At 47.2% G+C, this 12,990-nt stretch carries 14 protein-coding genes; 12 read left to right on the top strand and 2 right to left on the bottom strand.

The genetic code is table 11. The features are described 5' to 3' along the window. Window positions 1-13 precede the first annotated feature (13 nt). A complete protein-coding gene (locus IPG41_03575) occupies window positions 14-814 on the bottom strand; it encodes an inositol monophosphatase (protein ID QQR55607.1) in 801 nt (266 codons plus the stop codon). 219 nt (window positions 815-1,033) lie between these two features. On the opposite strand from IPG41_03575, the gene IPG41_03570 reads away from it, so the two are divergent. From IPG41_03570 to IPG41_03515, 12 genes are all read left to right on the top strand, one after another. Next, window positions 1,034-1,588, top strand: coding sequence for a hypothetical protein (locus IPG41_03570; protein QQR55606.1), 555 nt, complete (start codon window positions 1,034-1,036; stop codon window positions 1,586-1,588). Window positions 1,589-1,655: 67 nt separating this feature from the next. Then, on the top strand, window positions 1,656-3,638 hold the full coding sequence (gene uvrB, locus IPG41_03565; protein QQR55605.1) for an excinuclease ABC subunit UvrB: 1,983 nt from the start codon (window positions 1,656-1,658) through the stop codon (window positions 3,636-3,638). A gap of 282 nt (window positions 3,639-3,920) precedes the next feature. After that, on the top strand, window positions 3,921-5,324 hold the full coding sequence (locus IPG41_03560) for a hypothetical protein (GenBank protein ID QQR55604.1): 1,404 nt from the start codon (window positions 3,921-3,923) through the stop codon (window positions 5,322-5,324). Window positions 5,325-5,421: 97 nt separating this feature from the next. Continuing rightward, window positions 5,422-5,694 (top strand): hypothetical protein, encoded by a 273-nt coding sequence (locus IPG41_03555; protein QQR55603.1) that lies wholly within the window; start codon window positions 5,422-5,424, stop codon window positions 5,692-5,694. Then, window positions 5,694-6,587 carry a F0F1 ATP synthase subunit A gene (locus IPG41_03550; protein ID QQR55602.1) on the top strand — a complete coding sequence of 298 codons (894 nt, stop codon included), beginning with the start codon at window positions 5,694-5,696 and terminating at the stop codon, window positions 6,585-6,587. The genes IPG41_03555 and IPG41_03550 overlap by 1 nt, the downstream gene beginning before the upstream one ends. A 57-nt stretch (window positions 6,588-6,644) precedes the next feature. Then, window positions 6,645-6,875 carry an ATP synthase F0 subunit C gene (gene atpE / locus IPG41_03545; protein ID QQR55601.1) on the top strand — a complete coding sequence of 77 codons (231 nt, stop codon included), beginning with the start codon at window positions 6,645-6,647 and terminating at the stop codon, window positions 6,873-6,875. A gap of 27 nt (window positions 6,876-6,902) precedes the next feature. After that, window positions 6,903-7,397 carry an ATP synthase F0 subunit B gene (locus IPG41_03540; protein QQR55600.1) on the top strand — a complete coding sequence of 165 codons (495 nt, stop codon included), beginning with the start codon at window positions 6,903-6,905 and terminating at the stop codon, window positions 7,395-7,397. Window position 7,398: 1 nt separating this feature from the next. After that, window positions 7,399-8,085: a hypothetical protein gene (locus tag IPG41_03535; GenBank protein ID QQR55599.1), complete on the top strand. Its 687-nt coding sequence runs from the start codon at window positions 7,399-7,401 to the stop codon at window positions 8,083-8,085. A gap of 10 nt (window positions 8,086-8,095) precedes the next feature. Beyond that, window positions 8,096-9,598 carry a F0F1 ATP synthase subunit alpha gene (locus tag IPG41_03530; protein ID QQR55598.1) on the top strand — a complete coding sequence of 501 codons (1,503 nt, stop codon included), beginning with the start codon at window positions 8,096-8,098 and terminating at the stop codon, window positions 9,596-9,598. Window positions 9,599-9,608: 10 nt separating this feature from the next. Further along, window positions 9,609-10,502, top strand: a complete 894-nt coding sequence (gene atpG, locus IPG41_03525) for an ATP synthase F1 subunit gamma (GenBank protein QQR55597.1) — start codon at window positions 9,609-9,611, stop codon at window positions 10,500-10,502. A 47-nt stretch (window positions 10,503-10,549) separates the two neighbouring features. Beyond that, window positions 10,550-11,938 carry a F0F1 ATP synthase subunit beta gene (atpD, locus tag IPG41_03520; protein ID QQR55651.1) on the top strand — a complete coding sequence of 463 codons (1,389 nt, stop codon included), beginning with the start codon at window positions 10,550-10,552 and terminating at the stop codon, window positions 11,936-11,938. 21 nt (window positions 11,939-11,959) lie between these two features. After that, window positions 11,960-12,361 carry a hypothetical protein gene (locus tag IPG41_03515; protein QQR55596.1) on the top strand — a complete coding sequence of 134 codons (402 nt, stop codon included), beginning with the start codon at window positions 11,960-11,962 and terminating at the stop codon, window positions 12,359-12,361. Between the two features lie 18 nt (window positions 12,362-12,379). On the opposite strand, the gene IPG41_03510 is transcribed toward IPG41_03515, so the two are convergent. Continuing rightward, complete coding sequence (locus IPG41_03510) at window positions 12,380-12,943, bottom strand: hypothetical protein (GenBank protein QQR55595.1); 564 nt, start codon at window positions 12,941-12,943, stop codon at window positions 12,380-12,382. Window positions 12,944-12,990: the final 47 nt, after the last annotated feature.

The following is a 12,990-nucleotide window of genomic DNA, read 5'->3' as shown; positions in this document are numbered from 1 at the left end:
GGGCGTTTCAAATTTAAAGCTGATCCGCGCCGTGCTGCTTGAGCACTTGGAGCATGGACTCGTGCAAGGAGCCGTTGCTGGCCAGTAGGGCCCCTGTTTTTGGGTTGAGAGTGGTTCCGTCCATATTGGTCATTGTTCCACCCGCTTCTTCGAGGATTATTTTCCCTGCGGCGATGTCCCAAGGCTGCAAGTCGTATTCCCAAAAAGCGTCGTAACGGCCGCAGGCTAAAAAACAAAGGTCCATGGCGGCTGAGCCACTGCGGCGTATCCCCATGCTTTCTCGATAAAAGTAGTCAAAGAGTTCGACATTTTTTTTGTAACGAGCGCCTTGTCTATCGTAGGAGAAGCCGGTGCCCATCAAGGCCTTTTTAAAATCTTGGACTTTGGACACATGGATGGGCTTCATTCCCAAGTGAGCACCACGCCCTTCTTGAGCCCAGAAACTTTCTTTTAAACCTGGAATTTCCACTACGCCGATGATGGGTTTTCCTTTGTGCGTGATGGCGATGGAAATGGCAAAAAGGGGAATGCCGTGTGCAAAATTACTGGTGCCGTCGATGGGGTCGATGATCCATTTGTATTCGCCAGAACCTTCCAAGTTGCCGGATTCTTCTGTCAAGATGGAGTGATCTGGAAAGTTGCTGCGGATGGTTTTGACAATGAATTCGTCCACGGCCTTGTCTGCTTCTGTGACCAGGTTGATGGGATTGCCGCCTTTTATTTCTACAGTGAAGCCTTTTTGTTGATATTTGAGGGCCATTTTCCCGGCATCGTGGGCGAGCTTTTTAGCGATTTGTAAGAGGTGGATGGGCATAGAGTGCTTAACGTTATTTTCATCCTACCCTATAAAATGGCTTTTCGTAGCCAAAAAACTTGACTTAATTTTTAAATATGTTAAGGTTCAAGCGATGAATTTTCTTCAAGCTCTTTACGGACTCCTGCTGGCCCACTCCCTGGGGGTGAATTTGAGTGTTCAGTCCCAGAAGAGATTCAGTCAGCTGCTTTCTTTAGAACGTAAACAAAGAGGGATAAAATGAGTAAGCTTTCAGTTGTTGGTACTGATGAACAGGGGGACATGAAAGAAAACACTAATGTTGTTCATTTATTTGATGCTGTCTATTTCCAACAGCTTTTTTTTAGGCTTCTTTCAAATTGTCCTTTAAATGAGCAAAACCGTCCCATCTGGGGGAATCTGCCGAACTTCTCTTTACCCGATGAAAGTTTAGATGATCTTACAGATTTAACGGGTCAAGCAGGCTTTAGATGGCTGACGCCTGAGAGGATTGAACTTTCGCGTAGGCTATCTTTATTTGAAGCTTTTCAAAGACGCTTTGGCTCAGCCCCTAGAGATTGTTTTTCTTCTTTAGGGGAAAGGCCAGCGCCCATGGGTGACTCTGCTTATAATTTCCCTGCTTTCCTATTGGACTTTGGTACTGATGATTCTATTGGAGTTCAGACTGGATTTTTGAAGCCGGGAGGTGATTATTTGACTCGACCTTGCTTGCCTACCTCTCGAGAACCGGATGTGCGTTTGAAAGGTCATCCTTTTGTTTTCTTTAGAGAGAATTCGTCTTACCCTTTTCTTTAGGGCCTTGTTGTTTTCTTAAGCATCCTTAGGTATAGTACCTTGGCCTTTTTGTTAGACTTTTTCGCCAATGCTTCAAAAAAAATTCAAAATTTCGTCCGCAATGCAGCCGAAGGGGGATCAGCCGAAGGCGATTGATCAGCTTGTGGCCAATCTTAAAAGTGGAAAGAAAAAGCAAGTGCTTTTGGGAGCCACGGGCACGGGGAAGACCTACACTATCGCGAATGTGGTGGCACGGGTTCAAAAGCCGACTTTGGTGATTGCGCACAATAAGACTTTGGCGGCTCAACTTTGCAGTGAATTTCGAGATATTTTCCCTGAAAATGCGGTCAGCTATTTTGTTTCGTACTACGACTACTATCAGCCTGAAGCCTACATTGCGGTGTCGGACACCTATATTGAAAAGGATGCTCAGATCAACGAAGAGATCGACAAGTATCGCCACAAGGCCACGGAAAATTTGCTCACCCGTGCCGACACCATTGTGGTGGCTTCTGTTTCCTGTATTTATGGACTCGGTTCACCGAAGGAGTATTTAGAACTACGCATTGAGCTGAAAACAGGGGATAAAATTCCTCGCGACAAACTGCTCCGCCAGCTCACCGATTTGCAGTACACCCGCGCTGCAATGGACTTTAAGCAAGGCCAGTTCCATGTGCTTGGAGATGTTTTGGAAGTGTTTCCCCCTGGAGGAGACACGGCGATTCGCTTTGAATTTTGGGATGATGAAATTGAAAAAATCACTGAAGTGGAACCTTTTACGGGTGAAATCATGGGTGAGATGCCTGAAGCCATCATTTTCCCTGCCAAGCATGCCGTGACGACGGAAGAAAAAATCCAAAAAGCAGTGGTGCAAATTCGTGCAGATTTGGAAATACGTCTCGAAGAATTGCGCGGCATGGGCAAGATTGTGGAAGCGGAACGCCTTAAAACTCGCACGGAATACGACTTGGAAATTTTGCTTGAAACAGGCTATGTCACGGGTATTGAAAATTACATTCGCTACCTCAACAATAACGGTGTGCCGGAATCTCGACCGGCGACTTTGCTCGACTATTTCCCAGATGACTTTTTGATGGTGATTGATGAGTCGCACATGTCTGTTCCGCAGATTGGAGCGATGCACAACGGAAATCTTTCCCGCAAACAGTCGCTGGTGGAACACGGTTTCCGTCTGCCTTCGGCCTTTGATAATCGACCCCTCAAGTTTGAAGAATTTGAAAAATACATGAAGAATGTGATTTATGTTTCCGCGACACCTGCCAAATATGAAATGGCAAATAAGGATGCGGTGGTGGAACAAATCATTCGTCCCACGGGGCTTGTGGATCCCGAAATTTCGGTGCGCAAAAAGGAGGGGCAAATTGATGATCTGATGGAGGAAATTCGAAAACGCATCGAAAAGAAAGACCGTGTGCTGGTGACCACTTTGACCAAGCGCAGTGCCGAGGATTTGACCGAGTACCTCACGGATGCTGGGGTGAAAGTTCGCTACTTGCACTCGGATGTGGACACGCTGGAGCGCATCAATATTTTGCGGGACCTTCGCCTGGGGGTCTTCGATGTGCTGGTGGGGATCAACTTATTGCGTGAAGGGCTCGATTTACCTGAAGTGTCTTTGGTTGCGATTTTGGATGCGGATAAAGAAGGATTTTTGCGTAGCACGTCTGCACTCATTCAAACCATTGGACGCGCGGCTCGTAATGCGGATGGAGCGGTGATCATGTACGCGGATAAGATGACGGCGGGCATGCAGGGTGCCATTGATGAGACCGATCGACGCCGTGCGATTCAGGTTGCTTATAATGAAAAACATGGCATCACGCCGCAAACCATTAAGAAGGCCGTGAAGGACATCGAGATGCATCGCAAGGAGCAAGAAAAGAAACAGACGCGCCGCTACGACACTAAAAAAGTGCCGAAGGAAGAGATCCATCGCCTCATTGAAAGTTTGGAAGGGGAGATGGATTTTGCGGCTCAAAATATGGAATTCGAAAAAGCTGCGGTGCTGCGTGATGAGATTGAAGAATTGAGAGGGAAGGCGGGGCTTTGATGCTTAAGAGGCCTTTTTGTTGTTTTGCATGGACGGGATATTGACTTTTGAAATACGTATTTTATAATGCCTGCTTATCCTTCTGGCCTGCAGGGTATGAACCCTTCTACAGCTCTAGGCGACGTTGTTCCTTCCTTGAAAAGTGATTTGGAGGAACTTTTGGCTCGAGTCGAAAAAGAAGGATGGTGGGTTGACCCTGAGGAGAGCGCCTCTTGTGTCCCCATCCCTCCTGCAGTTTTTTCTGAACTTAGAGGAAGAATTTTTGGAACCTTAGAACTGCTTTTGTCTGAAATAGACCCTGCTATTGCGGAGGTGAAAATTTCTTTGACGCAGCCTTGTATTGAGGCGGGGGATAATTATGCTAGAAAAGTGGAGCGGTTTCCTGTTGCCAAAGGGTGGATTGCTTCACTACTTTGCCGTAGACTTTTAGAGCTTGAATCTACGCCCTGGGCTTATGTGGGTCAGGACAATCCTGTGCCACCTCATGGTGCGGCTCAAATCGTTCAAGCCTGGAGGGATGAGGCTCCTGATGTAGATTGTCTTTCTCCGAATGCCCTCTGGCCTTTTTGCAATTTAGGTCCCAGAACTTCATTTGAAATTTCCGAGGAGCTACCCCCCGCGGTTCAGCATATTCCTATTCCCTTTAAACAGATTTTTACTTGTGAACTGAGACAAGTTGAAGCAGCGGCGTCTTCCGAAAATAGAGTGCCCGTCTATCTGAGCATTTTCAAGCGAATAACCACTATTACTGAAGATTCACTCTCCCAAGCTGATCTTATTGTGGGTTTGGTGGATCTTATTCAAAGGCGTGAAGATGCAGTGTCACCCTCAGAATCTTTATGGTCTCTGTTGAGCTCTTGTTTACGAGCGCTGTACCGGGCTTTTTCTCTCAAATTTAACGAGGGTTGTTTACTTGAGTTGGAATCCTCATTCCGTCAAAGTGTTGGCGGCTTAGTGCAGATGAGTTCTCATGTGCACACACTTGCGTCTTTACATGCCCGTAGTCCAATTTTACTGGCCGAGCTTCTTACTCATGGCATTCACGCAGTGGATAGGCACTCCTCTGCAGATTTGTCTGAGCAGGTTATAAGTCCTCCCTCTCGTTGGACTGGTTTTGTCGATTTGCTAGTGTCTTTTCCTCAGCCTCCCTATACTTCTGAGGCGGCGGCTTATTGTCAGAAAGTGGCTGCCGCGCCCGTTTCGGATGTGAGACCGTATCTTCCTCCTCCTTCGTCTTACGATAGAATCTCCTTTTCAAATACGATTCTGCCCCGCATTATTATTGAAGGATATTGGCCTAAGCAGATTGAAGATGCAGTGCGTCCATATTTCAATCGAGTAAGGTGGCTGATTCTTGATTCTCATGGATCTTCTGAAGGCTTGGAGGTCAATACAAACTCATCTGCTGCAATAGATGCAAGTAGTGTGGATCAGTCGTGGGTAAAAAGCCTATTTTCTTGTGTGAATCCTCGTCTGCCTAATGCTTGTGTCGTTTTATTTTCTTGTGAGGTGGGCAAGCCAGGTGGAATTGCCGAGTTTATTCATAAACGCACTGGTTTATCTGTTTTGGCTCCCGAAGGTTTAGCTTCTGGCTTGAGCTTGGGTCTTACAAAGGATGGTTTTGGGCAATTTTGGCAACATGATACAAATGGCCTAGTACCGGTTTCCACGAGATATTTAAGATGATTTTAGTTTTTCATGCAGTTGCTTTGTCAGAGTTCTTTTAAAGACCCTTGATTTCTCTGCGTGGATGAGTACACTGTCGGCGTTAAAATTCGCATAAATGAGCCAAATCAGTGCTATGACTCCAAAGAAAGAATCCGATTCCAGCCTCATGCTTCGTGCGTGGTCGCACTATTCTAGGATCACATCCAGAGTCTTTTTAGTGATTGCGCTCAGCATTGGTATTTTGTGTGGACCTGCTTACTTGCTCGACCGTTTTTTTGGCACGTGGCCTCTCATTACAGGTATCGCCTTTGTGTTTTCTCTTCCACTTTCTCAATACCTCGTGGTTCGTTCCATGCAGGAATTTGTAAAGAATAATCCTCAAGATTAATGACTTCTGAAATGATTCCATCGACGGATGTGCTTGAAACCGATCATGTGACTGCTGAGTCGCATGAGACCACTGCGACTGAGGAGCATGCTGAAGAAGGCCACGAAAGTACCGGACCTCATATCCAACTTGCGGCTGAACCAGCGTTTGAAGTGGGTCATTTTACGGTGACCAACACCATGGTGGCGACCGTCGTGACCACGGTGCTCATTCTCATTGCTGCTCTAGCGATTCGTTTCAGAGCAGGAGTGGTGCCCAGTCGTTTGCAGGTGGTTTTCGAACTTGTCTTTATGGAATTTTATGATCGTCTCACTGAGGCTGTGGGTGAAAAAAAAGCTCGTCAAATCGTGCCTCTCATTGTGACGCTTTTTATGTTTGTACTGCTCGCCAACTCCTTTATTTTGATTCCTTTTGTGGGCAGCTTTGTGACCGAACATGGGCATTTTATGCGCACGCCGACTACTGATTATAGTATGACCGTGGCGCTTGCTCTCATCACCATGGGTGCGGCTCATTTTATTGCTTTTGTGGCTTCCCCGGTGGGGCATATTCTTACGTATTTCCGTGTGGACGGCCTCTGGCAGATCATTCGTGGAAAGAAGCCGCTTGCTGAACTTTTTGAAGTTTTAATCAACCTGTTCTTGGGCTTCCTTGAAATTTTAGGGGACCTTGTGAAAGTCATCTCCCTGGGGACTCGTCTTTTTGGAAATATTCTTGCGGGGGAAGTGGTGATCATGGTGATCTCTGGACTCATGTTTGCGACTCAATTCTTTGTGCCGATTCCTTTCATTTTGCTCGCGTCTTTTGCCGGACTCATTCAAGCGTTTGTGTTTGCCCTTTTGTCTACGATTTTCATTTCGAATAATTTTGTGCATGCGACTCACAATCACTAAAATAAAAAAACAAAACCTTTCTTTCACTCATCAATTTAATCCTAACCCCCTTAATCTATGGATGCAGAAATGATGAAAATGCTTGCGGCCGCCCTCTGTGTGGCTGTAGGCCTTATTGCTCCGGCTCTCGGAGAAGCTCACATCGCTGGAAAGACGATGGAAGGTGTCAGCCGCAACCCTGAAATGAGCGGTAAGATGTTCTCTAACATGCTCATTGCCATGGCCTTCGTTGAATCCCTTGGCGTGTACTGCTTTCTCGTTTCTTTGATTCTCCTCTTCGTTCTCTAGTTTATTTTTTAATCCCAGCCTTCTTTTATGGAAGGACTCAATACTCTCGGCATTGCTCCTCTGAGCATCCTCATCTATGTACTCAACACGGGTCTGCTGCTCGTGGTGCTGATCTATGTCCTCTACAAGCCTCTCCTCAAGTTCATTGATGAACGCCGCAAGCAAATTGCGGACAGTGTGGATGAAGCGCGTCTCCTCAAGGAGGAACTGGACAAGAAGTCTGAAGAAGCCTCTTCAGCTCAAGCGCATTTTGAGGAAGAACTCAAAAAAGAACGTGAAAACCTTCGCAAGTTTGCGGAGGAAAAGCGTGCTCAACTTGAGTCGGACATGAACCTTGCTCGCACCGAAATGATGCAAAAGGCCGAAGCCGACATTGAAGCTCACAAGGCTTCCATGGTGAAAGAGGTGGAAGCCGATCTTCTGAACCTTATGAAGAAAATCATTTTGGAAATCGTTCAGCACAAGGTTCCTGAAAACGTCATCCAGGACAGCATTAAGGATGCTTGGAAACAATATAAATAAAATGATCAATCTTTTTTTAACAACGCTGCTCTACGAACTCGTGCACTTTCTGACCGGGCACAAAGATTTCTTTGAACTCGGCGCAGATGCGCGCGAAGAAAAAATGGGTCACCTCAAGGTGCCCGCTTCGTTCAAGCATTATCTTGCTAAAATTTCTGGTGAACATTTCATCAAAGATGTGAAGATTGTCACTTCGATGCTGAATGGCACTCCTTGGGCGCAACTGCCGCTCAAGGGCAACGCTTTCTTCAAAGCGCTGACGGAATTCTTTGCAGCCACCTTTGCTACTAAAGTGGATGAGTTGCCCGGGCGTTTCTATCTTCTTTCTTATGATGTCCGCGTTTTAGAAATTAAGAAAGTGATTGAAAGCGATAATCGCATTGCAGATGCACTCCGAGAATTCTTAGTCACCAACTCTTACCAAGAAGTGGCCGGCACCCTTACGGAGCTGACTCAGCTGGTGAACGGTGCTGACACTGTTCTTGTGCAAGTTCCTCGAGACATCGATGCGGAGCTTAAAAAAGAAATCCGCAAAACGCTGCTCGAAAAACATCCTCATTCGTTCCCTACGTTCCAAGTGAACCGAGGGCTCATCGGAGGCTTCCGTGTCTTTGTGAACGGAGTCTCTACGGACCATTCGTGGTTCTCTCGCATTTCTAAACTTACCTCTTTAAAAACGGTTTCTTAAAATCTCCCTTATGTCCCAACTTCATAATTTTTTGGCCACCGTCGAAGCGGCTCTCAACGAGTCATCCGATGGAGCCAACGCCGCCGAAAGCGGGCTCGGAGTCATTCAATCTTACAAGGATGGAGTGATTCATATCAAAGGTCTTTCCAATCTCAAAATGAATGAGGTGGTGAAGATCGAAAGCGTGGACGCAGAAGCGCTCGTCATGAATCTTGAAAAAGATTCCGCTTACGCTCTTGTTCTTCAAGCGGATAAAGGTATCCGTGAAGGACTTTTTGTTAAAGCCACTGATAAGTTCATGTCTCTGCCTGTGAGCGAAGACATGCTCGGTCGTGTGGTGAATGCCCTCGGTGCACCGCTGGATGGAAAGGGAGCCATCAAGGCGGATAAATGGATGCCTCATGAAGCTCAAGCGCCTTCTGTGATGGTGCGCAAGTCCGTACACGAACCTGTGCAAACGGGTATTGTGGCGATTGATGCGCTGATTCCAGTGGGTCGTGGACAACGTGAACTCATCATTGGAGATCGTCAAACGGGTAAAACAACCATTGCCATCGACACCATCATCAACCAAAAGGGTCAGAACATGATTTGTGTGTATGTGGCGGTGGCTCAACGTGAATCCAAGACCGCTCAAGTGGTGGAAACCCTGCGTGCTCACGGAGCGCTCGACTACACCATCATCGTTTCTGCTCCTGCGGCCAGTTCTGCCGTGATGCAATATCTTGCTCCTTATGCTGGAGCTGCGATTGCCGAATATTTCATGGCTCAAGGAAAGCACGTGCTCGTGGTTTATGATGATCTTTCTAAGCATGCAGTGGCTTATCGTGAAATGTCCTTGTTGCTTCGTCGCCCTCCTGGACGTGAAGCTTATCCGGGAGACGTGTTCTACCTCCACTCTCGTCTGCTTGAACGTGCGGCTAAATTGAACGACGAAAACGGAGCCGGATCCATCACAGCACTTCCTATTATTGAAACACAGGCCGCTGATATTTCGGCTTACATTCCCACGAACGTGATTTCCATCACCGATGGACAAATTTTCTTGGAGCCTCAACTCTTCAACAAGGGTATTCGCCCTGCGATCAATGTGGGAACCTCTGTGTCTCGTGTGGGCGGCTCTGCTCAAACGAAGATCATGAAGAAGGTGTCTGGGTCTGCTAAACTTGATCTTGCTCAGTACTACGAACTCGAAGCTTTTGCTCAATTCGCTTCTGAACTCGATGCGGCCACCAAGCAACAGCTCACTCGTGGACGTCGTGTGGTAGAAGCCTTGAAGCAAGGACAAAACCGTCCTCTCGCCCTCTGGCAAGAAGTGATGGTGCTCTTCTGTGCAAGCAAGGGTTACCTCGATGCCCTCGAACCTGAAGCAGTGGGACCCAAGATGCAAGCCCTCTACGGACTCATGGAATCCAGTCACGAAAACTTGACTAAGGATATTATGGAAAAGAAAGAACTCAATGCTGAGATTGAAGCCGGCATCAAGGAAGTGGTTGAAAAATTCTTTAACTAAATGAGATTCAATGTCTGGAGCTCTCCTCGAAATCAAGAAAAAGATCACGGGTGTTAAAAACACTCGTAAGATCACCAAAGCCATGCAACTCGTGGCGGCGAGCAAGATGCGTCAGTTTCAAAAACGCGCCATCTCCACTCGTCATTACGTGTGGGAACTCATGAGTCTTTTGGAAGAGAACATCCACGTGGCTTCTCAATACACAGAAAAGCGTGAAGCAGGGGAGGTGCTCTTCGTTTTGTACACCTCCGACAAAGGACTCTGTGGATCCCTCAACACCAAACTCATCAATGCACTGTTTCGTTCTGATGAATGGAACAGCCTCAGTGAAGATCAGCGCATGCTTGTGACCATCGGTAAAAAAGGACATGACTTTGCGCGCAGCCGTGGTGTACACATCGACAAACATTTTTCTGGAGTGCCTGAAAAGATGAGCACCCTGCAGGCGCTCAAATTGGTGGATACGTTGCTCGATTTTTGGCGCAGCGGAAAGGCCAAGCAAATTGTTTTTGTGGCGCCTCATTATAAAAATTCCATCACGTTTTATCCGGTTTTGAAGACCTTCTTGCCATTTAGCGCAAGCATGATTGCGAGTGTGATTGGAACCGAGGAACGTGAAAAACGTGGACACAAAAAGCCCGATCCTCTCATGATTTATGAACCTTCTAAAGAGAAAGTGGTGGAGCGTTTGCACGAACAAACGGTCGTCACTTTATTCATGGAAGCGTTTCTCGAACTCAAGGCCTCTGAATACTCCAGCCGTATGCTCGCGATGCAAAATGCAACCGACGCGGCGGACAAAATTACGAGCGCCCTTTCTCTTCAATACAACAAGGCTCGTCAGCAAGCGATCACGGCGGAAATCGCCGAATTGGTCGGTGCCAGCGATGCCATTGCTGCTTAATCAATCCCCTTATAACCTTTATCTCCCCTATGTCAGACAAGAAACAAATGCCTACCGGGAAAATCGTCCGCATCATCGGTGTGGTGGTGGACGCCTACTTTCCTGATCATGTGCCTACTCAATACAGCGCGCTTCACACCGAAGGTCCCAATGGACGTGTGGTTTTGGAAGTTCAAGCTCACCTCGGAAATGGAGTGGTGCGAACGGTTTCTATGACCACGACGGATGGACTCGCTGTCGGTCTGGAAGTGATGGACACCGAGCAATTCATCCAAGTGCCTGTGGGTAAAGCGGCGCTTGGACGTGTGTTCAATGTGACCGGGGACTTGATCGACGGAGGACCTGCGCTTCCTGCTAACACCGAAACGCGCGGAATTCACGCAGAACCTCCTGCTTTCACGGAGCAAAGTTCCAAGGTAGAAATCTTCGAAACGGGAATCAAGGTGGTGGATCTGCTTTGTCCTTTCATTAAGGGAGGAAAAGTAGCGCTGTTTGGAGGAGCCGGAGTGGGGAAGACGGTGATCATGCAAGAACTCATCCACAATGTGGCCATGGGTCATGGAGGATATTCTGTGTTTGCTGGAGTGGGGGAACGAAGCCGCGAAGGAAACGACCTCATTGGAGAAATGCGCGACAGCGGAGTGATCGACAAGCTCGCGATGGTTTTTGGACAAATGAACGAACCTCCCGGAGCTCGTATGCGTGTGGCTCTCACCGGTCTCACCATCGCTGAGAAATTCCGTGACGAAGGGCTCGATATTCTGATGTTCGTGGACAATATTTTCCGTTTCACTCAAGCCGGTTCTGAGGTGTCTGCGCTGCTCGGACGTATGCCTTCCGCCGTAGGGTACCAACCCACGCTCGCGACGGACATGGCTGCTTTGCAAGAACGCATTACGTCTACCAAGAAGGGGTCCATCACCTCTGTACAAGCGGTCTACGTGCCCGCGGATGACCTAACCGATCCTGCTCCTGCAACAACTTTCGCCCACCTCGATGCGACCATCACGCTTTCTCGTAAACAAGCGTCCATGGGTCTCTTCCCGGCTGTGGATCCGCTCGATTCCACCTCCACCGCTCTTAAGGCGGACATTGTGGGTGAAGAACACTACTGGGTGGCCACTCAGGTGCGTCTGATTTTGCAACGTTACAAAGACTTGCAAGACGTGATCGCAATCCTTGGAATGGATGAACTTTCTGAAGATGACAAAAGGGCCGTGCAACGTGCTCGTAAGATTCAAAAATTCCTTTCTCAAAACTTCTACGTGGCGGAACAATTCACCAGCATGCCGGGTCAATACTACAAGGTGACCGACACTGTTCGTTCCTTCAAGGATATTTTGGAAGGAAAATACGACCACATCGACGAACAACACTTCTACATGGCGCCTTCCATTGAAGATGTGGTGGCGAAGCATGAAGCGGCTAAGAAATAATAATTAAAATCTCTTCGAGAAATGTCTACTTTCAAACTCATCATTCGCACGCCCGAAAAAGAAGTTTTCAATGGAGAAATTCAGTCTCTTAGCTTTGATGCTGAAGATGGACGCGTTCAAATCCTTCCTTTGCATGCCCACTACACGACCACACTGCTTTCTTCCAAAGTGAAAATTCAGGAAGAGGATAGGGCGGTGGAATACACGGCGCGCAGCGGGATGTTCACCTTTGACCATAAGAAAAACGAGGGACTTTTGCTTTGCCTTGCTTGTGAAGAGGTGAGCGAAACCAGTTATAAGAATGCGGCGGAATACTTGGAATTCTTGAAAAATGAGCTCGTGAAGGGCGACCTCAGTGACTACGAAATCAAGTACTTGCAGGGCGAAAAACTTGCCGTGGAAAAGCAGGTGAAAAGCAAGTGACGAAGGGTTGAAGTAGTTTTAGCGCTTTGCTTTTTTGTCCGTACAAAGCTCGTGGCATTTGTGGGAAAAAATCGTGTGGTGCACGTATAGAGTTGGATTGAAGCTCAACCCTCTTCTTTTCAAATCTTCTTTAAAGTTTAGGGCTAGTTTCTCATCTATGAATTTCAAATTGTGAAAAGTGCCTTCTTTTGTTTTGAAAGTAAAAACATAGTGGGCTGGATCGTAACGCTGGCTTTCTTGGAAGGCGATGATGACGGTGTAAGGGAGCGATTTGCTTTGAGGAGCTAATTCTCTGAAGAGGATGCTTTTTTGTTTGAAAAAAGGGAAATTTCTATAGTAAATGCCTTCTTCGTCCATTCGAAAAGACAGGCTTTTTTCTATGACCACTAGAAAAAGAAAGCTAGGAATCGCGAGGAGAAACATTTTCCAACTGGTAGAAAGCTCATCGAAACTGCTCCAACGGTTCACTTTGCTTGAATCACTCAACAGGGGGTCCAGCATGAACCACACCCCCACAAAAAAAAGGATGAAAATAAAAAGATGACGAGCGTGACTTCGATTGGGCGCGTAGCGTTGTTCCATGCATTTACTTTACTTAAGCCCGCTTGTGCTTGCAAGAAAGGCCTTTG

The organism is Candidatus Peregrinibacteria bacterium, assembly GCA_016699145.1.
Classification (GTDB): domain Bacteria; phylum Patescibacteriota; class Gracilibacteria; order UBA1369; family 2-02-FULL-48-14.
Note: the sequence above shows the minus strand (reverse complement) of the source record. Positions and strands in the feature narration are given on the sequence as shown.

Coding starts and splice junctions, on each gene's coding strand:
- IPG41_03575 (QQR55607.1), bottom strand. CDS start 814: ATGCCCATCCACCTCTTACAAATCGCTAAAAAGCTCGCCCACGATGCC.
- IPG41_03570 (QQR55606.1), top strand. CDS start 1,034: ATGAGTAAGCTTTCAGTTGTTGGTACTGATGAACAGGGGGACATGAAA.
- uvrB (QQR55605.1), top strand. CDS start 1,656: ATGCTTCAAAAAAAATTCAAAATTTCGTCCGCAATGCAGCCGAAGGGG.
- IPG41_03555 (QQR55603.1), top strand. CDS start 5,422: ATGAGCCAAATCAGTGCTATGACTCCAAAGAAAGAATCCGATTCCAGC.
- IPG41_03550 (QQR55602.1), top strand. CDS start 5,694: ATGACTTCTGAAATGATTCCATCGACGGATGTGCTTGAAACCGATCAT.
- atpE (QQR55601.1), top strand. CDS start 6,645: ATGGATGCAGAAATGATGAAAATGCTTGCGGCCGCCCTCTGTGTGGCT.
- IPG41_03540 (QQR55600.1), top strand. CDS start 6,903: ATGGAAGGACTCAATACTCTCGGCATTGCTCCTCTGAGCATCCTCATC.
- IPG41_03535 (QQR55599.1), top strand. CDS start 7,399: ATGATCAATCTTTTTTTAACAACGCTGCTCTACGAACTCGTGCACTTT.
- IPG41_03530 (QQR55598.1), top strand. CDS start 8,096: ATGTCCCAACTTCATAATTTTTTGGCCACCGTCGAAGCGGCTCTCAAC.
- atpG (QQR55597.1), top strand. CDS start 9,609: ATGTCTGGAGCTCTCCTCGAAATCAAGAAAAAGATCACGGGTGTTAAA.
- atpD (QQR55651.1), top strand. CDS start 10,550: ATGCCTACCGGGAAAATCGTCCGCATCATCGGTGTGGTGGTGGACGCC.
- IPG41_03515 (QQR55596.1), top strand. CDS start 11,960: ATGTCTACTTTCAAACTCATCATTCGCACGCCCGAAAAAGAAGTTTTC.
- IPG41_03510 (QQR55595.1), bottom strand. CDS start 12,943: ATGGAACAACGCTACGCGCCCAATCGAAGTCACGCTCGTCATCTTTTT.